Below are 22,537 nucleotides of genomic sequence, written 5' to 3'. Positions count from 1 at the left end.
ACAAACCCCTCGCCTACTTGATATTAGAGGTGATTCGCATAATTTAGCGCTCTTTTTTTAACTAAAAACACTTGTTTTATTTCGTTCTGAACTAGAGCAAATTCCGCACCTAGCAATTGATTTTTAGCGGCATTAAAAGAGAAGATATCTGCCTTGCCGTTTTCATATTTTACCTGTGTGGTCTGAAAGGATTTTTGAGCCAATTGAATACTACTTTGCAAGCTTTCCGTACGATTTCCAACTTGATTTATTTCTTGAATCAACAACTCATTTTCCTTCTGAACCCATTGCTCTTTATCCTTTATTTTCAATGCATTAAGCTCTCTTTCTACTTTGTTTTTACGCAGTTGTCTGGTCACATTTCCTCCCTGAAAAATAGGAATACTCATGCCTATTCCAACATAGTGACTTTTATTATCTCCAAACTGCCTAGAGAACGATTCCACCTGCCAATCTAAACTGGTATTAAAGGGTTTGGAATAGAACGTTCCAAATTGATAGCTCCCCGTTAATCGAGGGTAATTTTTGGCTCGCAAGCTCTTTTTTTCTGTCTCTAAAAGCGTTTGATATAGCCGTACTTTTTCCAAAACAGGATTGAATTCATAATCCGAATTCCATCCAACAAATTCCTTTTCAAACACTAACTCAAAATCGACGGTTAGCTTTGTTTGCAAGTCCAAGAGTTGAACCAATTGCAGTTTTTGATTAGCCAATTCGTCCAAGGTCTCTTGCATGCTAATTTGCTCCTTGTTGTACAGGTATTCAATATCATATTGATCACTTTGTGGTTTGGCACCGGCTTCGACTTCCTTTACCACACGATCAAAATTCAATTGACTATTCTTCAATTGCAGTGTTTGTAACTTATAGTATTCTTGTGTTCCAATAATCTTAAAAAACAGATCCAAGATACGCTGTTGATAGTGAAACTTGATTTCCTCTTCTTGTAATCCCGCATAGGATGTATTCAGTTTTTTCATCTGTCGATCCATGTAATCAGACCAATCAAATAAACGAACAGAAGCATCAACGGAAGTTTGCAACGATTGAATATTCGAACTCACTCTCGTATTCGTCATTGGATTAATTGCAGACCCATAATTAAAACTTTGAGAAGCATTTACCCCAACATCCGGTAAATAGTATGACGCCATACTTTGTTGCTGTACCTCCACTACTTGTCGTTCTAATTGAGCAAGCATTAACTCATAACTATGTTCTTGCCCTAGAGCTAAGCAATCCTGTAGGGTCCATTTTTCTTGTGCAAAAAGAAGAGGTGCGAAAAGCAGCCCTATCATCAAATAGAAATTCTTATTCATAATTGATATACTTCAAAGTATTAATACGTGTTGCTCGGGTAGATTTCCATAACACTAAAACCATAGAAAATAGGGTTAACCCCACAAAAGCAAGTAAAAAAGGCCAAATAGAAAGTTCAATACGGTAAACAAAATCTGCTAACCACAGCTGAATTAAATAGTAAACGGGGTATATGGAAAGAACAAATCCCAGCATACAATACACCAAGAAACGAATGGATAAATTCACAATAAGCTCCCTTCTATTTGCTCCAAGTACTTTGCGAATAGCAATTTCTTTTAATCGACTTTCAATACTAAAAGAAACAATGGCCATCAACCCAAATAGGGCGATAAACATCGATACTCCCATCAAACACAAAAATAAGGTACGTTGATATAGGGTTTTCTGATAGCTTTCTGCAAATTCAACATTGGCAAACTCATATTGCATGGGATAGGTAGACTCTACCCGTTTACTCCAAAAAGCTTCCAATTGATTTAGTGTTTGTTGCACATTCGTAGGTTCTATTTTTATGGAGATGTTCTCAATAAGCCCAGAAAACCAACCTACTGAATTGGTCATAAAATAGGTTACTGGTGGAATTGCCTGAGCAAATCCTTCAATTTTCATGTCTTTTACGACACCAATAATTTCAAAATCACGTCCATTCCACCTCATCTTTTTCCCTATAATTCCATCAGAAAAATTAAAATGTCTTTTATACGTTTCGTTAACGACAATTTTATTGATGCTATCCGATGCAAAAGCGCGATCGAAAAATCGGCCTTCTACCAATTGACCGTCGAATACTTTTAGAAAATCATAGCCTACAGGTACATTTTCACTTTGAACAGAAGCTTCTGCAATCTTATTATTTGAACTACTCCCATAACCTACTCCCATTAACATGGAATGATTTACGGTTGCTTTGACTCCTTCTATTTTTTGCAAATCGGCTTCTACGCGTTGATAGATGCTATTTCGTTGGTTTTCATCTTTGACCTTAAAGCGAATGTTGACCACTTGATTGCCATTGAATCCTAAATCTTCCTGCAAGATATGGTTGACTTGTTTTTGGACAAAAATAGCCGTAGACAAAAAGAAAAACGCAATCACAAATTGAAAAATCAATAGGCTATTGCGCAAACGCATGCCTGATTTACTTCGAACAAAGTTGCCTTTCAACACTTTAATTGCATCGAAAGAAACGACAAAGAGACTGGGTAAAACGCCCAAGAGCAAGTATACCCCAAGTACAAGTACGCCAATAAGTGTCCCTAAGGATAGAAAATCAGCTTCAAGCGTTCGATTAACTAGCCTATTAAAATAAGGCATTCCTAATTCAACAAGAACCAGCGCTACTGCAAAAGAGAGTACAGTTGTAATTCCTGCCTCAAACATCATTTGTCTCATCAACTGATTGCGTGTACTTCCGATGGATTTTCGAATACCAATTTCTTTGGCGCGTTTAAAGCTTTGAACTAATGCAAGGTTGATTGCATTAATCAAGGCTAACACCAAGAGCAAAATGGCAGAAACCAACATAATATTTACAATTTTACTTGCAGTAGGCCCTGCTCCTAATCCCATTGATTTTGGATTTAAATAAACCCCGCTCAGCTTATTGTAATTCAACACCATGAAGCCTTTCATCTTTTCTTTCAATTCTTCAACAGAAACCCCTTCTTGTTGAGCATATAACTGCGTGATTTCCTTGTAAAACACTTCATGTAATTGCTTTTCTACTTCGTCTATTCCAACCCCATCTTTTAGCTTGATGAGCACCTTATAGTTGTGATCTCCCCAATTATCAGCACGATTATAGGCTATTTGACTTTCTGTCAAATAAGAAGTTAGTCCTTTAAACTCCACAGAACTATTTCCGGGTATTTCAAACACAAATCGAACCGTTAGTACTTTTCCATTGTCTAATTGTACGAGTTTTCCTGTAGGATCAATACCCTCGCCAAACAAACGCGCAGCTTCTTTCTTTTCTAAAGCTAATGCGTCTTTGTAATTTTGTTTGTAATCTTCTGGGCTTCCAAACACAGTTGTAAAAGGAAAAAACTCGAAGAAGTTCGCTTGTCGCTCGTCGATTTCGTATAAAAAATCGGCTCTTCCTTCCACCACCACACTCATCAAATTGAAAGACATATAGCTAAAGTTATATGCTTCAATAATAGAAGAAGCTTGATCCAGTTGGTTGGCAATAGGCGCAGGAAACCAATTTTTAAAATAGGATTCTGCCGTTCCTTCTACTTCATAAACTTTATTTTTATAGGGATTCCATTGGTCAAAGCTATGTTCATTTTTCCAATAGAACAGTACTATAATTAGTGCGGCAATACCTAATGCCAGCCCTAGTATATTGAGCATTGAAAACCAAACATTTTTTTTAAAATGCCAGAGATATAGCTTTAACCAATTCGAAATCATATAGTTATTTGTATTAGTTTATTTTTTCAATTTTTCCTCCTGATGATTTTTTCACCTCAACTAAAGACGCTGTTCCATAAACCGTTATTTTTCCAGACGAACTTGCCTTTCCTCTCACTTCATCTGCTACGGTTAAAGAGATCATACCAGATGAGCTCGCTTTACCATCTAGTGTTTTTACAGCCAAGTCTTTTCCATCAATCTTCCCTGAGCTTGATACTTTGGCTACCACTGCTTTTGCTGATCCATCTACTTCAATTTTAGCGGAACTACTAGCAGCCATATCCACTTTATTTCCTTTTAAATCCAAATCCACTTTCGCTGAGGAACTCACATCAATTGCTGTATTATTTGCCACTTCAAATTTCCCTTCTACTTTCGCTGATGAACTAGCCTCAATACTTACATTATCTGCTTGTACTAAGTTTCCTTTAAATTTCCCAGAGCTACTCGCTGTTAGAGCAAAATCTTTCGTCAACACTTTATTTACGACATTCATGCTAGCTGAAGAAGAAACATAAGCCCCTGATAATTTTGGGTTACTCACTTGTACTTGAACAGCGCTTAATCGGTGATTAAACAATCCCTTAGGTGTGTCAATAAATACATGTAAAACACCATTTTTCACTTCTGTTTTCACATACTGCATATCTTCTTTATCCTCTACGTGTACTTCAACGGATTTGCTTCCTCCATAGGTGAAATCCAACTGAATACTTTGTGATACTTTAATGGCAGAAAAATCTGCTACTTGTCTTTTTTCTTGCTTTTGTGCAAATACGGTACTTCCGATTAATAGGAAGACTAAGGCTAATTTTTTCATATTTTTTACTTTTTAGTTTATTTTACTTTATTCATATTTAATGTGTTGCAATACATTGACGCGGACTGCTTGACGAACTTTAATAAATACCGTCAAGAAGGTCAACAGCATTAAGAATAGAAAGGCTAGAACGAAATTGCTCCAATGAATCTCAATACGAAAGACGTACTCATCCAACCAAGCATTCATAAAATAGTAACTCGGGTAAATAGAGAGGGCAAATCCGAATACGCCTAACACGATATAGCGCTGTGATAATTGTTTCATTTGTTCTTTATTCGATGCCCCTAATACTTTGCGAATGGCAATTTCTTTGTATTGGTTAGCAATTGTAAAAGAAGCCACACTATAAAGTCCAAATAGCGCAATAAAGATGACAATGCCACTTAACACCAATAGGATATTTCGCTCTTGTATACTACTTTTAAAAAGTCGTTCAAACCGTTGATCTAAAAATTCATAGGTAAAAGGATAGGTTGATACACCCAGTTTTGCATATATCTTTTCCACCTCATCAATGATCTGCTCTCCATTTGGTGTAGTAAATCGCACATATAACTCATTCACGTTTTGAAACAATCCAGGAATTACTTCTAAACGAAAGAAAATCATAGGTTCAAAATCTGTTTTTAAATTGACTGTATGATAATTATTCACAACACCAATTACAGTAAACCAACGATCATTCCAATTCAGTGTTTTATTTAGAATATCCGGATCTCCAAACTTATCCTTCAATTGTTGATTAATTAATACATTACTGATGGTATCTGAAGCTAATTCCTTTTCAAGCCCTCTCCCCTCGACAAGTTTAATTTGCATCGTCTGCAAAAAATCATTGTCCATCGCCACATTGGTTACTTGTACCGCATTCCCCTGATGGAAAATTCGACTTGAATTATAACCATAACCACCTATTGCTAAGGATGAACTACTCACCGACTGCACGCCTGATACTTTTAAAATTTCTGCTTTATACGTATCATAGAGAAGTTTCCGTTCTTTTTCTGTTTTTATGGTCGAAAATGGCAAGATTAAGATTTGCTCTTTTGTAAAACCTAAATCCTTTTCCAACATATAGTGCACTTGTTGGTATACAATCGTAGTACTAACAATAAAGAAGCTAGCAATAGCAAATTGAATAATCAGCATTATATGCTTGAGTCCAAATTTTTGGTTTCCGTGTCTTCCTTGTCCTTTTACTAATTGGGTGATGGTTCTTCTTTGCAAAATAACCAACAAGATTCCAGCGAGAAAAGCACTCATGATTACCATAAAAAGCCCTCCTACCTTGGCTCCATCCCACCAATTAAAATTCAATTGAGAAGATAGAAAAACTCGAAGTGATGGAATTGAAAACTCAACCAATACACAACTCAGTCCCATGGCTAATCCCATAGTTAAACAACTCTCAAAAAACAACTGCCAAAACAACGTGGTATATTTACTTCCGATAACAATACGGATACCCATTTCTCGATGTCTTTTCAAACTTTGAACAATGGATAAGTTAATATAATTGACCACAGATAAAATCAAAATAGTCAATGACAAACCAAATAGGATATACAATCGTTTTACATTTAATGGAGTTTCAAGGGTCCCATTATACTTTGTATCTTCCATCATATGTTGCCCTGCTAATGGCAATAAACGGTATAATTCGACTGTATCTCCTTCCTCTTCTAAATATTCTTCTACTGTTTTACCTTCCTCTTTGGCTAACCGCGTATAAAGATGAACAAATAATAAATCCGTCATGGACTGCTCCACACGAGGAATCTGTTCTTTATCTTTTATTTTCAAATATAAGCTGGCCATATAATTGCCCCAGTTCATTTGATTCGCTAGTACACTTTTCTCAAACCCCGAAAAAAGTATAGTAGGCATAATCGAACTGCGTGTTTCACCAAACGAGTAAATTCCTTTGATGGTAAAAACCTCACCATCATAACGAAACGTCTTTCCTAGGGCATTCGATCCAAAGATTTCTTCGATATACGTATCTAAAACCAAAACGCTATTTGGTTCATCTAGTGCATTTACCCCTTCTACTAATTCGAAAGGAAAGAAGTCAAAAAAATTAGATTGAACAACAAGTCCCTTTGTAAAAAATTGTTGTTCTCCTTCAAATTCTAGAAAATGAGACACATAATTAGACAGGTACATATAATCTTCTATGCTCTGTTTTTCTTCTTTGAGATGAGACCCCATCGGATAGGGAGCCAAATTCCAAACATCGCCATCCCCCAAATCTGTACTGACAATATAAACCTCATCCTTATATGGATTCCACTGATCATATCGCACCTCTTCTTTATAGTACAAATAGGACAATAGAACACCCCATATGCCGATAGCAAGCCCCAAAATCGTGAGCACACTATACACTTTATTTTTGATGAGATGGGCCCAATATATTTTCAGCCAATTTTGTAACATAATTATTCGTATTTGATGTACTTCAGTACATTTACTTTTGTTGCTTTATATGCTCTACTAACAACAATAATTAGGGTTAATAACACCATCAGTACGAAGCAAACCAAATACACTTCATACCCAATTTCAATGCGATAGGCATAATCCTTCAACCATAAATTCAACAGATAATAACTAGGTAAAATAGACAACCCAAAACCAATGATGCAATAAATAACATATTGATATGATAGTTTTTGAAGCAAACTTTTTGTTTCTGCACCTAATACTTTACGAATGGATATTTCTTTCAATTTTGTACCAATCGTAAAGGAGGATACGGCAAATAATCCAAAAAGTGCAATAAAAACAACTATATAGCTCAAAAACAACAGTACCTTCTTCTGCATTTGTATGGTCTCAAACGACCTAGCAAATTGTTTATCTACAAATTGATATTCGAAGTTATTTCCCGTTTCCGAATTAAAAACATTCCATAACTTTTCAAGTTCTGGAATAAGTGTTTCTAGATATTCTAGATTCACTTTTGCAGAAACACTACGGTAATTATTGTACTGTTCTGATGGTAATACAAACATCATCGGGCGAATGGTTTCTTCTAAGCCTGTGATGTGAAAGTCTTGAACTACGCCGACAATAGTACGATTAGCTAAGACAACCTCTTTTGCTGTTTCTTTTTGGATTAACGCTAAAACACTTTCGTTAATCACAGCATTCTCAATACTATCATTCGCAAAATTAGCCTTTAGAAAGCGTCCCTCTTTTAATTTAACCTCCATCATCTCAAAATAACCGGCCTCTACATTTGAAACGTTTAAATCCAAACTCAAATCTTCATAATTAAAAAATATAGCATAACCTCCTAAGCCTATTTTTCCATAATCTAAATCTGTAACCGCTATTTGCTCTATTCCTTTTATCTGGAGTGCTTCCGCTTTAAAAGCTTCATATTTAACTTGTTTATCCCCTCCATACTCCTGTTCTAAAAAAGGGAAATTGATTACGCGTTCTCCTCGAAATCCTAAATCCTTTTGTGTCATAAAGTTTACTTGTTCATAAACAATATAAGTCCCTATCATAAAACAAGAGGCAATAGCAAATTGTACAATTAAAAAAATATTTTTAATCCAAGCCCCTGAACGATTACGATGAAAATCTCCTTTCAACACATTTAATACCTTATAATTAGAGATATAAAGCGCTGGAATCAAACCTGCGATAAGTAAAATTAAAATAGAAATTCCTATAAATGACCATATAAAATCACTTGCCCTAATCTCAATCTGAGTAAGTAAAAAAGTATTAGCAAAAGGCAGAATCCACAGAGTTAGAAATGAACTAACCACAAATGACAAACAGATGGTAATAAAAGTTTCTACTAAATTTTGTACAATACTATTCTGCTTTAAACCTCCTAACACCTTTCGTATCCCAACTTCTTTGGCTCTAGTTAGCGCTTGTGAAAGAGATAAGTTTACATAATTAAATAAAGATAAAATTAAAAGCACCCAAGACAATCCAAGAATAACATAAATGAATTGTGGATTAAGGGGTTTTTCTGGAATTTGTATTGTATTTTCTTTATCAAAATGAAGATCTACTAAGGCATATAATTTTGCTTTTTTATTGTAATATCCCCCAGATAACATTAATAATTCCTCCAAAGAAGTTTGTTCTTTTTTGGCCATTGGCTTTAAAAAATGCTCCTGATATAACGCTTCAATTGCTTGACTGGCTTTTTCTTTATTCGCAGTTTTTATCAATAAGGATGAGGCGGAGTAATTCCAATCAACAAGATCTTCTTCTGCTATAAATTGAAAATCATTAACTACTGCCTCAGGCATAAAACTACTGCGTTTCCCACCTAAATCATAGACTCCCACCACAGTATACATTTGATTATCAATAGACACCTGCTCACCAATCGGATTTATATTGGCACCAAATAATAAAGCAGCTTGCTCTTTATCAAAGACTACTTCTTGAGGATGATTAAAAAGTTTCTCCTTTGTCCCATAAATAAATGGATAAGGAAAAAAATCAAAAAAACTTTGATTACTTTGTATAACCTTGTCTATTTGATAAGATTTCGCTTTATACGTAATTTTTTCTGGTGTATAGCCACTATAAACTAAATAATCTTGAACAAAGCTATATTGTTCCTTTAGAAGTTTAGATAAAATAAAAGGGTGATGCTCCGAGGATGAAACCTCTCCTTTATACTCTACATAATAAATTTCATTTTTAGCAGTATTCCATTGGTCAAAAGCAGACTCTTCTTTTATATATAAAGTTGAAAGCAAAACAGCAGTTATACCCATTGCCAAACATAAAATCGTCAGGAAGAAATAAGCTTTGTGCTTCTTGCAATTATACAGATATATTTTCAGCCAATTTTGTAACATAATTATTCGTATTTGATGTACTTCAGTACATTTACTCTTGTTGCTTTATACGCTCTACTAACAACAATAATTAGAGTTAATAACACCATCAGTACGAAGCAAACCAAATACACTTCATACCCAATTTCAATGCGATAGGCATAATCCTTCAACCATAAATTCAACAGATAATAACTAGGCAAAACAGACAATCCAAAACCGATGATACAATAAATAACATATTGATATGATAGTTTTCGAATGAGCGCATTTGAATTCGCACCTAATACACGACGGATAACAATCTCTCTTAATTTGGTTCCAATATTGAATGAGGATACCGCAAACAAACCAAATAAGGCAATAAAAACGACAATCGCACCTAAGTATAGCAGTACTTGTTTTTGTTGTTGTATTTTATTAAACGTTTGGGCGAATTGCTGATTGACGAATTCATACTCAAAAGGTAATTTTGCATCAACATTGAATTTCTGCCACAATTGCTCTAAAGCGGGAATTGCTGTTTCTAATTGATTCACATCCACTTTAATATTTACGCTATAAAAATTGCTATCATTTGAGAGTAAACTAAACATCATGGGTTGTACCGGTGATTCTAATCCTCCTGTATGAAAATCTTGAAGCAAACCAACAATTTTATAATCGGGTAAATGAATAGCCTCTATATTGGTTTCTCCAAGCGTAGCGAGTAAACTCTCATTAATCATTACATTTTCAATACTATCTGTAGCCAATTTTTGATCTAAAAAACGACCTGCTTTGAGTTGCATGTCCATCATCTCAAAATAATTCCCCTCTACAGGGACTCTCATCGTCATTACATTTTGATCTTTATATGGAAATACGCTAATTGACGAACCACCATGTTGTTCACCATATTCTAAACTTGCTACAGCTAATTCCTCAACTCCTTTAATTTTTAGCGCTTCTGCTTTAAAAGTTAAGTATTTTTGAGCTTTACCTTCGCTGTCTTCTTCGATAAGAAAAGGAACACTGATGATTTGATCTGCTTTAAATCCGAGATCTTTTGTGGTCATGTATTTTGCTTGTTGATATACAATATACGTTCCTGAAATAAACCAACAGGCACTAGCAAATTGAATAATCAAAAAGGTATTTTTGATAAAACTTCCAGAACGACTGCGATGAAAATCTCCTTTCAACACTTTCAATACGCGGTATTTAGAAATATAAATAGCGGGAATTAAACCAGCAAACAGGATAATTAAAACATAAACAGCAACGAATAGAAGGGCAAAGTCTTGAACTTGCACCATCATATTTGTTTGTAAAAACAAATTCGTAAAGGGCAACATCAGATAGAGTAGAAACACACTCAAAACAAAAGCCAAACAAATGGTTATTGAAGTTCCGAATAAACTCTGCTTCAACACACTCATACTAACGCCTCCCAATACTTTGCGAACCCCAACTTCTTTTGCGCGAAAGAGCACTTGAGAAAGCGATAAATTAACGTAGTTAAATAGAGACAAGAGTAAAATTAGCCAAGACAACCCCACAATGATATACAGGAGCTTTACATTGGCCATTGGCTCAGGAATATATCCTGTAATCGGTCCATCTTTTTGAAAGTGCATGAGAGGTAAAGCATGTAAATACGCGTGGGAGGTCAACATGCCATCCAACTGTTCTAACAATGCCTCCAATGTTATATTCGACTTCTTTGCCCAAGGTTCAAAATAGTACTTCATGTACAAAGCGTCAATGGCCTTTGCTGTTTCTTCTGGTTGTGAAGTCTTAACTAATAAAGAACCACTTAGTTGATCCCAAGCAGAGGCTTGTTCTTCCGTTAAAAACTGGTAGCTATTCACTACCGCTTCTGGCATAAAACTACTTCGTTTATTTTCTAGGCGATATACACCAACAATCGTGAATATTTTGTTGTCAATTTTCACTTGTTCTCCTACAGGATTCTTGCCTTTTCCAAATAATGCTACTGCATTTTGCTCTTCTAAAACAATTTCACTAGGTGCTTTAAAGATTTGTTGCTTCGCACCATATACCATTTCATAAGGAAAGAAGTCGAAAAAATTCTGAGTGGTCGCCAATATCTTATCAACCGCTACGGGTTTATCTTTATATTCTATTGTGGAGGCTTGATAATAACCATACGACAAATAGTCCTCTACAAATGAATACTCTTCTTTTAGCTTAATTCCCAAGGCAAAAGGATGTCCTGTCATCGCCATTTTTTCTCCTTTGTTCTCTACAAAGTGAATCGTTTCTTTATTTTCATTCCATTGGTCAAAGGAATATTCTTCCTTCAAATACAGTGTTGAAAGTAAAACAGCAGCTATACCAATAGCCAAACATAAAATCGTCAGGAAGAAATAAGCTTTGTTTTTCTTACTGTTATAAATATAAATTTTAAACCAATTTTGTAACATACCTATTCGTATTTTATATGCTTAATAAAATCAACTCTTGTGGCGATTCGCACTTTTCTCCAAATGATAAAGCAAACAAGTCCAACCAATAAAAAGAAAGAAAAAACAAAGGGATAGCCTTCGATTTCATACTTATAGGTAAACTTATGCAACCAAGTATTCATAATCCAATAGACAGGATACGCTGCGACCAAACACGCTACTACAACAGCAACAAGGAACGGTTTACCCAATAGAAAGAACAGTTCATACGTACGAGCACCTACCATTTTTCGAATAATAATTTCTTTTTGTTTCTGCTCTAAATACAGTGACAAACTAGCGTACAGTCCAAACAAAGCCATAAAAACAACCGCGATATCCCAAATCATGAACATGCGTTTTTGAGATTCTACATGTTGATAATTGATTTTAAACTGTTCTGAAATGGTTTGATATTGGAAAGGATATTCATAATCAACATTGACAATCCAAAAAGCGTGTAAACGCTCTAGCGTTTCTATTTTATTGGCCTTTTCATCCAATGCTATGGATAAGTAATTCAATCCATAAGGCAAGAAATCGATATCCTTCCATTGAAACAACAACAGCGGTTGCACTGCTTCCTCAAAACCATTGCTAAAGTAATTCTTAATCACCCCTTCAATTAGATAGGTATTTCGATCATACGAAATCACATTGCCTAAGGCCTTATCTGCTGTTACGCCCATTTGAGCAACAAACTGTTCATTAATCCAAACTTTAGGCAAGCTATCCACCTCAATAGGGCGATAGGCTACTTTTTCAAACCCCACCATATCAATATACTCCTCGTCAATTCCTTCCATTACGAAATCAGGAATTTTTCGCATCCCGTAATAGGCGGTGTATTTGGTTTTTATGGATTTATCTTCATACGCAACGGTTGACAAGGCTACATTTTTGATTCCTTCAATTCGTTGTATTTCTTGGATTAACTTATCATTGCGGTATAACTTACGGCGGATTTGCTGTGTAAATAGTTTCACTTGTACCACGTGATCTCCTTCAAAGCCTCGGGGTTTATCTTCCATAAAATGAACCTGTTTCGCTATGATCCATCCTCCCACAACAAAGAAAAAAGCAATCATCATTTGAATAAATAAGCTTCCTTTTCGCAATCGCAAGCCTTTGCTGTGCTTTCTGTATGCCTTCACTTGATACAACTGACGAACAAGTCGAGTAGCATAAAGGGAAAGAATACCGCCAGCCAATAGCACGACAATACAAATAACGAAAACGATGCCACTCCAAAGCACCTGATGTTTAATGGCAATTGCCTTATGTAAGAACGTATTGTAAATGGGCATGCTGAATTCAATCAGTATGAGGGCGATTCCCAAAGCCATCAGCACGTTTAACAACGTTTCAAAACCGATTTGCAACAGCAATTGTCTCTTTGTACTCCCCAACATCATACGCACCTGAAATTCTTTTAAGCGCGACAATATTCCGGCTTGATTCAGGTTTATATAATTCAGTATCGCTAATAAAAAGATTAAAACAGAACAACCAATCAACAGCATCAGTGTCTCCACTTTTGTGCGTCCTTCTAGTAAAGCCGTTTGTTTAGAAATAAAACGCCCTTCCTTTAAGGGAGATAAGAAAACATTGTATTGTCCAACCTGCTCTTGTGTATCGAACACTTGATCCTGATTATTTTCAATCAAAGACACCAAATTGGATTCAATATTTTGGATATCCGTTGTCTCCTTTACTTTAACTAATAATCCTCCTCCATTTTCTTGCCATAAAGCGGGTTCAACCTCATCGTTCCACTCCATGTTCATCAGGACAATATCAGGCATAATGGTTGCTTTTTGGTCTAGCTGATAGACACCTGCTACCTGATAAGGACTATGTGCAAGGGATAGCGTTTGACCTATTGGGTTCTGATGCGGAAAAAACTGTTGTGCAATCTTTTCAGAAATCGCAATATAGGTCGGGTTTTCTACCACCTCTTCTGCACTTCCATGCACAAATTTGAAATTAAAAAAGTCAAAGAAAGTCGATTGTGTATTCAAGATCTTCCCAACTACAGCCTGATGGAAGTTACTTTCTGCGTAGAAATCAATATAGTCTAATGCGTAATAACAGTAATTTTCAATTTGTTGTTGTTGAAGCAACTGAGGTCCAACAGCTGCAGGAACAACAATTGCATTTGCTTCTTTTCCAACCGTAACATTTACTTCGTGCAATTGATCTACATCTGCAATCCATTTATTGTAACTCCACTCATCTTGTACGAAGAATAAAGCCAGCAGTAGACAAGCCATACCAATGGCTAAACCAAGAATTGTCCAGCAAAAGAACAACAATGATTTTTGGATATTTTTTCTAAATGTATTGAACCAACTGTACAGCATACTAACGCACTAATTCGATTTCACTGATCCCATAGAATCTGTATATTTTTTCAATTCTTTTGGTGTATTATAATACACAACCCTCCCCATGGAATCCGCATAGGCATTTAAACTCTCTATCGGATAAACCTCGGCTTTTCCCATAGAATCTGCTTCTACCTTTACAAATTTCGCCTTGAGGCTCTTGCCATCAAACTTCGCTGCACTATCCACATTAATGACTAGGTTTTCAGTATCTCCCGTCACGGTAACATGAGCAGCACTGTCTAAATTAACCTTGATGTTTTTTGCCGTAATATCGCCTTCATATTTAGACGCTGAATCCAAGCTAATTGTTACTGTATTTGCAGTAAAATCTCCTTTTAATGAAGCCGCTGCATCAGATTTAATTGTTACCTGGTTTCCTTGAACACGTCCCTTTACTTGGACACGTGCAGTAGTACTCACATCATAATCAACAATCTTGGGCTGGGCAATAAATACCTTTACTCTGCTATTGTAAAAAACTTTGTTCTTGTTGTTTTTGGTACTCATGTCCACATAAAGCACAGTACCCACCTGTTTTATTCCTATTTTATCAATATCTTCCTGTACCCCTTCTAGGCGAACAGTATTCGATTCTGAAGTAGCATCGATTAAAATTTCTATTGGCATCGTGGCCACTAATTTGCTTACATTTCCCGTAATGGTATGTGTCTGTTTCGCTTGTCCTTGCATCAGTAAACTGAACAGCATTAAGACTAAACTCAAGAAAAAACGTATCATAATCTTGTTGTTTTATACTGTAAAAACATCTACAATCTTGGTATTGATTTTTTCTGATAAAATCATACCATCCTTCATCAAGATTGTGCGCTCTGAATAAGAGGCATCGTGATGAGAGTGCGTTACCATGATAATGGTTGCTCCTTGTTGATGTAATTCGGTCAACAATTCCATTACCTCTGCTCCATTCTTACTATCCAAATTTCCCGTTGGCTCATCGGCCAAAATAATCTTAGGATTGTTAATCAGTGCTCGTCCAACGGCTACACGTTGTTGCTGTCCACCAGAAAGCTGTTGTGGATAGTGTTTTAAACGGTGTACAATATTCAAGCGTTCTGCAATTTCCATCACGCGCTTTTTGCGCTCACTACTAGGAACTTTATTGTAAATCAAAGGCAATTCAATATTGTCATACACCGATAACTCATCAATTAAATTGAAGTTTTGAAAAATAAATCCAATATTGGCTTTGCGAATAACTGCGCGTTGATTTTCTGTTAATCCCACCATCTCTTTATCCAATAAGCGATAGCTTCCTGAGGTAGCATCATCCAATAGTCCTATAATATTCAATAGGGTCGATTTACCACATCCCGAAGGCCCCATTACTGAAATAAATTCTCCTTTTTTCACTTCCAATGAAACCTCATTCAAAGCGGTTGTCTCCACCTCTTCCGTTTGGAAAATACGAGACAATTGTTGAATTGCTATAACCATAGTTACTCTTTTAACTGTAAATAATTCACTCTTAAATAATCTTTATAACTAGATATAATTACTTGTTCGCCTGCAGACAAACCTGAAATTACTTCATAATATGCTGGATTTTCACGTCCAATTTCTACTTGTCGTCTTTCTGCTTTTCCCTCTTTTACAACATATACCCATTCTCCTTTGGTATCCGTCATAAAACTTCCTTTCGCCAACAATAAACGCTGTTCTTTTCCAGATAAAAATAACTTGATTCCCATGCTATTTCCCTCTTGCAATTTTAGGTTGTCTTGGTTGATAAAATTCAATTGTACTTCAAATCGTCCATTGATAATCTCAGGTAGAATTTTACTCACCTCAACCTGGATGAGTTGCCCTTTACTCTCCACTTGCCCTTTTTGTCCTAGTACAATGCGATCCAAATAAAATTCATCTACATTGGCTACCAATTTATATCCTTCCAACACGTCTATTTTTCCGATGCTCTCTCCTCCATTGTACGTTTTACCAAGCATAGGCTCAAAAGAAGATAATCTTCCTGAAATAGGTGCTCGCAATAAGAAATTCTGTTTATTCTCTTTCAATTTCTCCAAACTTCGCTGAATAACCGCAAGCGATTGGTTGATTTGCCTTACTTGTACTTGGTTGGATTGCTTTTCTTTTTCAACACTCTGTTCCATCAAGGCTTTTCTTTTTTTCTGATACGAAAAACTTTCAACCGTCTGATTCCATTCATTCAAAGATAAAATCTCTTGATCAAATAATTTCTTATTTAAAGTATATTGTAGTTCCGCATTTTTATATTCGTACTCAATGCTGATCAAATCCTTCATTAACCCAATTTCTTGGTTGCGAATATTCATCAAATTGACATTCAAATTATTCATTTGCTCAATTAAAGATGATTCTTGTGACATATAGGCCAATTCAGAACTAGGGTTGTGTAATAACACCAAGGGATCTCCTTTTTGAATGACAGCGCCATTCTCTACAAATATTTCGCTCACAGCTCCTCCTTCGGCAATATTAATCAACAACGACTGTAAAGGTTCAACCTTCCCCTGAAAGGAAATATACTCTTCAAAAACACCTTCTTTTACAGCCGAAATTCGGATTTCTTTCTTAGAAACATTCAGTGCAATATCTTGAAAAAATGTAAAAAAAGACGCAACTGCAAGTAGGATCACTCCTCCAACAATTAGTAATATCCTTTGTTTTTTTCTATTTTTACGAGGTAAAACTCTGTCCATAGCGTTTCTTTTACGAGTATAGTAGCAAAAGCGTGCCATGAAATGAATTAATTACAAACAACTATAAATCAACAGCATACATATTTACTTATTTTAAGAGTGTCCGATAATGAACACCAAAATGTTCGATATTAAACAACATCACGTACAACCATGAGAAAAACAACTGCCACCATTCTGGTTTTAGACGACAATACAGAGGTTTTAATCGCTGCTAAACTACTTTTAAAACGTCATTTCGAAACGGTTTTGACGAATAATAACCCCAAAAAGATCTTTGATATTTTACATGATACCCCTGTGGATGTTATTATTTTGGATATGAATTATCGCGTGGGCTTTGAAGATGGTAAAGAAGGTATTTTTTGGTTTAAAGAGATTAAAGCGAATTATCCGCAAGCACAGATTATTCTCATGACGTCTTATGGTCATGTGGAAACAGCTGTGGAAGGAATTAAATTAGGGGCTATTGATTACATTTTAAAACCGTGGGACAATGAGCATTTGATTGACCTGGTTAAAAAAGCCGTCCAACAAAGACGCAGAAAAGAACAAGAAATTCCCACAACAACACAGCCTGATTATTTTGAAGGACAATCACCGGCCATTCAAAAGACGTATCGCATGGCGCAACGTGTGGCACAAACGGAGGTCAACACGCTGATACTAGGAGAAAATGGAACAGGTAAATATGTTTTAGCAGAATATATCCACAACAATTCTACTCGCAAAAACCAACCGTTTATTCACGTTGACTTAGGTTCACTCAATGAGAACCTCTTTGAAAGCGAGCTATTTGGTTATGCCAAAGGTGCCTTTACTGATGCGAAACAAGATACGGCAGGTCGTTTTGAAGCAGCCCATGGAGGAACTATTTTCTTAGATGAAATCGGCAATGTACCGCTACATTTACAAGCAAAACTCTTGCAAGTAATCCAGGCTAAATCCGTGATTCGATTGGGAGAATCTCAACCGCGTCCTGTTGATGTACGCATCATCACTGCAACAAACGCAGAAATTGAAAAAGAAGTAGCACAAAAAGCATTTCGAGAAGATTTATACTATCGAATCAATACGGTTGTGCTCCAATTGCCTTCTCTTCGAGAGCGCAAAGAAGACATTCCTGCTTTGTTGGATTTCTTTATACAACAATACGCCAACAAATATCAAATTGCAGTTCCCAACATCCACCCTCACACGCTGGAATCACTTTGTAACTACGAATGGAAGGGAAATATTAGAGAAATGCAAAACCGCGTAGAACGCGCCTTAATTTTAACGGAAGCAACAGAATTAAACATCGGAGATTTTGGTATTTCTGCCGCAACCATAAAAGAGACTCTCACAGATGATAATACCTTACAAGATATTGAGCGAACAACCATCATCCGTACGCTAGAGAAATGCCAAGGCAATATCAGTCAAGCAGCAGATGAATTGGGACTATCACGTGCCGCTTTGTACCGTCGACTTGAAAAATATAATATTAAGAACTAAAAAAACAGCTGTAGTATGTCGTTTCACTTGAAGGTTTTCATGCGCATCTTAGCCATTATTGGTCTGTCCTTGCTTGCTGTGTGGTTATTCCAACAACACTATCGCTATACGTTCTTTATTGCGCTTATTAGCATTGTTGCTTGTCTAATTGAACTCTATACGTTTCAACGCAAGTACTACAGCATCATTGATCGTTTGGTTTTGGCGATGATTTACAATGATTTCTCCTTAAAATCAAATAAAAAACAAGCCAATGAAACCTTTCAGAACCTACAACAGTTATATCAAAAACTCCAACAGGAACAGGAACAACACGAGGTAAAAGAATTAGTTTATCTCAATATTCTAAATAACTTAGAAACGGGTATCGTTATTTTTGAACGCAAAGAAGAAGGTTGGAATATCTTCTTAATTAACGACTATTTTTCGAAGTTATTTGATATACCCAAAGTAAAATCGTGGCAGAATTTATCGCGTTTACTTCCCAACTTGACGCAATATCTAGAGCATCTGGAATTTAAAGAATCTAAGACATCGCTTGATATGCGTATAGAGGGGGAAGAAAAGCAGACATTTATGTTGCAAACCTCTACGACAATAAGTCAAAACCAAGAGTTTTATATTGTTTTATTGGATTCGATTCAAAAGGTATTGGATAAAAAAGAGAAAGATACCTGGGAAAACTTAATGAAAGTCATTTCGCATGAAATCATGAATTCCCTAACGCCTATTCATTCCTTAGCGCACAATACTTTAGAAATTTTAGAGGAAGAAGAGCCCTTAACGGCAGATGATATGGACGATCTTAAACTCAGTGTACAAACGATTGCCAATAGGACAGATCACCTGCGTCATTTCATCGATAACTACCGCAAACTGACCATGCTACCAAGTCCTACCAAAGCTTGGGTAAATAGTGCAGAGGTTTTGATGCATAGCTTAGCTATACTCAAGCCGATTTGTCAACAACATCAGATTACAGTGAGCACAACGATTGATACACAAGCCTCTCAGTATTGGGATAGCAAACAAATGGAACAAGTGTTCATCAATTTATTAACCAATGCCATTTATGCGGTAAAAACACAGGAAAACAGAGCCGTTTCCCTTCATCTGTATGAACGAAATAATCGTTTATGGATTGATATTATGGACAACGGAAATGGGATACCTGAAGAAATTAAACCGAAGATTTTCATTCCTTTTTATACCACACGTGAAGACGGGGCAGGTATTGGCTTACCGCTCTCCAAGAATATTGTAGAAATGCACAATGGGTACTTAACCTTCAATAGAAAAGATAATTTGACGTATTTTAGCATCAACTTTCCACTCGCGTAAGCTAGAATTCAACGGGAGGAATCCATAGGTGTGATTGAAAATCTTGCACCTGGTTATTTTGTACGACAATTCCTTCACTTTCTAACAGCTGTTGCATCAAATTGGTACCATCGAAGTGATGTTTACCACTTAGCATGCCTACTCGATTTACAACGCGATGGGCAGGTACAGAATCGTCAAAATGAGAGGCATTCATTGCATATCCCACCATACGTGCAGAACGAGGAGCACCAATTGCTTTTGCAATCGCACCGTATGTAGTCACTTTTCCGAAAGGAATCTCGCGAACTACATCATATACGCGTTCAAAAAAATTGGTTGAATCCGCCATTAGCGCAGTAATTTGTATAGCGTAATCAAGCAGATAATCCCCGTAATAGATCCTATGACATAGTTTATGTTTCGCATAAGAAAAGCATTTTCATTGGCCACTTTCCTGAAAATCGAAATATAAGCATAAAACATCAAGCCAGAACCTATCACAACTCCTATGGAGAAAATAACCGTGTAAGCCCACTCAAAAATAGGATAAGCATACGAAGCTAAAGTGACACTCAAGAAAACGTAGTATGGAATAGAAAATACGTTGATTAACGCTAATAAAGCGCCGTATATGTAGGGATTTTTTAGGCGTTTGACAGCTGTATTTTCTTCCTTCTTTTTGCGTTTTGCAAATCCTAAGAAGTAAATCGTCAACGATCCGAAAATAACCAACCCTATTTCGTGCAGAATTTCAGTGATAAAAGGACTGGAATCAATCAGTTTAGCAAAGAAAATTGCAACATAAGTTTGAATAAAGATAATGGATAAAGCGCCTGCAATATATAAAATAGACGCTTTTTTCCCTCTTTCTTGTGCTACTTTAACAGCAGTCATATTCAATAACCCCGGAAGAGAAACGCCTATCACTGCTGCTAAAAAGCCAAAAAATAATAATATAAAGTAATGATCCATCCTTTATTTAATTCTAAATTGAATATAGGTAATGGCTTTATTTTGTTCTAAATATTGGGATTCATAAAACGTTTGGATTTCAGTTACCACTGAAGGAGCCCCCTCGTTTTTGTATACATGGTGATTGGCATAAACAACTTCATGTCCTTCTCCATGTAACAGACCTAACGTATAACCATGCATAAATTCACTATCCGTTTTCAAGTTCACAACCCCATCATCTGTTAAGATACCTTTATAACGTTGTAAAAACTCCGTATTCGTCAATCTGTGTTTGGTACGTTTATATTTAATTTGTGGATCTGGGAATGTAATCCAGATTTCACTTACTTCTCCTTTTTCGAAAGCAAATTCAATCAACTCAATCTGAGTACGCAAGAAAGCAACATTCGTTAGCCCTTCTTCCACAGCCGTTTTAGCTCCTCTCCAGAAACGAGCCCCTTTGATATCAATACCAATAAAGTTCATATTAGGAAAACGACGCGCTAATTCAACGGTATATTCTCCTTTTCCACAGCCTAATTCTAAAACAATAGGGTTATTGTTTTTAAATACTTCCGATGCCCATTTGCCTTTTTGTGGCAATTTAGCAATCATTTCTTCTCTTGATGGTTGGAAAACATTACCGAAAGTTTCGTTTTCTCTAAATCGCTTTAACTTGTTTTTACTTCCCACAGGGTTATTCGTTTAAATTTGACGCAAAATTAAATAAATATAACGAAAGTAAAACCTTTTTATAGGGAACGCAAATTAAGTTGCATTTTGCGTTTTGTGTTTCGCTGCTTTCTCTAAGGTAAAAGAAAACTCCGACCCATAGCCATAACTGCTCTCCACATAGATATGTTCATCATGTGCTTCAACGATGTGTTTTACAATAGACAAGCCCAATCCCGAGCCGCCCACACTTCGTGCTCCACTTTTATCAATGCGATAAAAACGCTCAAATAAACGCGGAATATGCTCCTTGCGAATCCCTAATCCATTATCTGTAACGCGGACAATTAATTTATTTTTCACCAAGTTTTCAATACTCACTTCCGTCGTACCTTTTTCCTTGCCATACTTAATTGAATTTTCAATCAGATTCGTAATGACCTGACCAATGCGCTCTTTATCTCCTATAACGTAAATAGGTTTCTTATACCCCATATCGAAAAGCAGTGAAATATTTTTCTTCTTTGCTTTGTATTCTAAGAAATCAAATGCATTTTGAATCATTTCGATTAAATCAAACTCAACGATATTTAGATGTAAATCACCCGATTCTAATTTGGCAATCATATCCAAATCTTTCACGATATAGATCAAGCGATCAACGCCTTGTTCTGCACGTTCTAAATAGCGATCACGAACTTCTAAATCGTCAATTGCACCATCACTCAGTGTTTCCAAATAACTTTGGATCATGAATAAAGGTGTTTTCAACTCGTGGGAAATATTCCCTAAAAACTCTCGTCGATATTCTTCACGAACTTGTAAGGACTCAATTTCAATCTTTTTATTCGTTGCAAATTTTTCAATTTCCTCCGTTAGTGTTTTCATGTCAGTAGTTACTGCACTTGCACGAAGATCGGTGTGCTCTAAAAGCGAAACTTTGTCGTAAATCTTTTTGATTCGACGGTAGATGAAGTGTTCTACGCGATATTGAATCACAAAAAAGGAAGCGAAATAAACCAAAACGGTATGAATGGCCAAAAGTTGCCAAGGCCCTTCCTTTACTAAAAAAACAAAAGGTAGCGTAATAACAAGCGAGCAGATTGTTATTAACAAAGCTGACTTAACAGCGAATTTATAGGATCTTTTAAATCGTGTTGACATT

At 36.1% G+C, this 22,537-nt stretch carries 16 protein-coding genes; 2 read left to right on the top strand and 14 right to left on the bottom strand.

Annotated elements, in window-relative coordinates:
- Window positions 1–23: 23 nt before the first annotated feature.
- From M2306_RS15960 to M2306_RS15915, 10 genes are all read right to left on the bottom strand, one after another.
- A complete protein-coding gene (locus M2306_RS15960; RefSeq protein WP_259190317.1) occupies window positions 24–1,319 on the bottom strand; it encodes a TolC family protein in 1,296 nt (431 codons plus the stop codon).
- Window positions 1,312–3,678 (bottom strand): ABC transporter permease, encoded by a 2,367-nt coding sequence (locus M2306_RS15955; RefSeq protein ID WP_259190318.1) that lies wholly within the window; start codon window positions 3,676–3,678, stop codon window positions 1,312–1,314. The genes M2306_RS15960 and M2306_RS15955 overlap by 8 nt, the downstream gene beginning before the upstream one ends.
- Window positions 3,679–3,751: 73 nt before the next feature.
- A complete protein-coding gene (locus M2306_RS15950; RefSeq protein ID WP_259190320.1) occupies window positions 3,752–4,561 on the bottom strand; it encodes a GIN domain-containing protein in 810 nt (269 codons plus the stop codon).
- Window positions 4,562–4,588: 27 nt separating this feature from the next.
- Entirely contained in the window at window positions 4,589–7,003 is a 2,415-nt protein-coding gene (locus M2306_RS15945) for an ABC transporter permease (protein WP_259190321.1), read from the bottom strand.
- Between the two features lie 2 nt (window positions 7,004–7,005).
- The gene (locus M2306_RS15940; RefSeq protein ID WP_259190324.1) at window positions 7,006–9,408 is read right to left on the bottom strand and encodes an ABC transporter permease; all 2,403 of its coding nucleotides are present in this window, start codon (window positions 9,406–9,408) and stop codon (window positions 7,006–7,008) included.
- A 2-nt stretch (window positions 9,409–9,410) separates the two neighbouring features.
- Window positions 9,411–11,816: an ABC transporter permease gene (locus tag M2306_RS15935; RefSeq protein WP_259190325.1), complete on the bottom strand. Its 2,406-nt coding sequence runs from the start codon at window positions 11,814–11,816 to the stop codon at window positions 9,411–9,413.
- A gap of 2 nt (window positions 11,817–11,818) precedes the next feature.
- Window positions 11,819–14,200 carry an ABC transporter permease gene (locus tag M2306_RS15930; RefSeq protein ID WP_259190326.1) on the bottom strand — a complete coding sequence of 794 codons (2,382 nt, stop codon included), beginning with the start codon at window positions 14,198–14,200 and terminating at the stop codon, window positions 11,819–11,821.
- A gap of 9 nt (window positions 14,201–14,209) precedes the next feature.
- The gene (locus M2306_RS15925) at window positions 14,210–14,965 is read right to left on the bottom strand and encodes a GIN domain-containing protein (protein ID WP_115091888.1); all 756 of its coding nucleotides are present in this window, start codon (window positions 14,963–14,965) and stop codon (window positions 14,210–14,212) included.
- A 12-nt stretch (window positions 14,966–14,977) separates the two neighbouring features.
- The gene (locus tag M2306_RS15920; RefSeq protein WP_115091889.1) at window positions 14,978–15,682 is read right to left on the bottom strand and encodes an ABC transporter ATP-binding protein; all 705 of its coding nucleotides are present in this window, start codon (window positions 15,680–15,682) and stop codon (window positions 14,978–14,980) included.
- A 2-nt stretch (window positions 15,683–15,684) separates the two neighbouring features.
- Window positions 15,685–16,926 (bottom strand): efflux RND transporter periplasmic adaptor subunit, encoded by a 1,242-nt coding sequence (locus M2306_RS15915; RefSeq protein ID WP_259190328.1) that lies wholly within the window; start codon window positions 16,924–16,926, stop codon window positions 15,685–15,687.
- A gap of 153 nt (window positions 16,927–17,079) precedes the next feature.
- Between M2306_RS15915 and M2306_RS15910 the strand changes: the two genes are divergently transcribed.
- Window positions 17,080–18,423 (top strand): sigma-54-dependent transcriptional regulator, encoded by a 1,344-nt coding sequence (locus tag M2306_RS15910; RefSeq protein ID WP_259190330.1) that lies wholly within the window; start codon window positions 17,080–17,082, stop codon window positions 18,421–18,423.
- A gap of 15 nt (window positions 18,424–18,438) precedes the next feature.
- A complete protein-coding gene (locus M2306_RS15905) occupies window positions 18,439–19,764 on the top strand; it encodes a sensor histidine kinase (protein ID WP_115091892.1) in 1,326 nt (441 codons plus the stop codon).
- Between the two features lies 1 nt (window position 19,765).
- Here the strand turns inward: M2306_RS15905 and M2306_RS15900 are convergent, their stop codons facing one another.
- The 4 genes from M2306_RS15900 to M2306_RS15885 form a co-directional block, all read right to left on the bottom strand.
- Window positions 19,766–20,095 (bottom strand): MGMT family protein, encoded by a 330-nt coding sequence (locus tag M2306_RS15900; protein WP_115091893.1) that lies wholly within the window; start codon window positions 20,093–20,095, stop codon window positions 19,766–19,768.
- Window positions 20,095–20,718: a LysE family transporter gene (locus M2306_RS15895; protein WP_002987939.1), complete on the bottom strand. Its 624-nt coding sequence runs from the start codon at window positions 20,716–20,718 to the stop codon at window positions 20,095–20,097. Before M2306_RS15895 ends, M2306_RS15900 begins: the two co-directional genes overlap by 1 nt.
- 3 nt (window positions 20,719–20,721) lie before the next feature.
- A complete protein-coding gene (trmB, locus tag M2306_RS15890) occupies window positions 20,722–21,393 on the bottom strand; it encodes a tRNA (guanosine(46)-N7)-methyltransferase TrmB (protein ID WP_115091894.1) in 672 nt (223 codons plus the stop codon).
- 75 nt (window positions 21,394–21,468) lie between these two features.
- Window positions 21,469–22,536: a sensor histidine kinase gene (locus M2306_RS15885; RefSeq protein ID WP_115091895.1), complete on the bottom strand. Its 1,068-nt coding sequence runs from the start codon at window positions 22,534–22,536 to the stop codon at window positions 21,469–21,471.
- Window position 22,537: the final 1 nt, after the last annotated feature.

This window comes from Myroides gitamensis, assembly GCF_029894455.1.
In the GTDB taxonomy this organism is placed as follows: Bacteria; Bacteroidota; Bacteroidia; order Flavobacteriales; family Flavobacteriaceae; genus Flavobacterium; species Flavobacterium odoratum.
The sequence above is the reverse complement of the archived record's forward strand: the minus strand, read 5'-3'. Positions and strand labels throughout refer to the sequence as shown.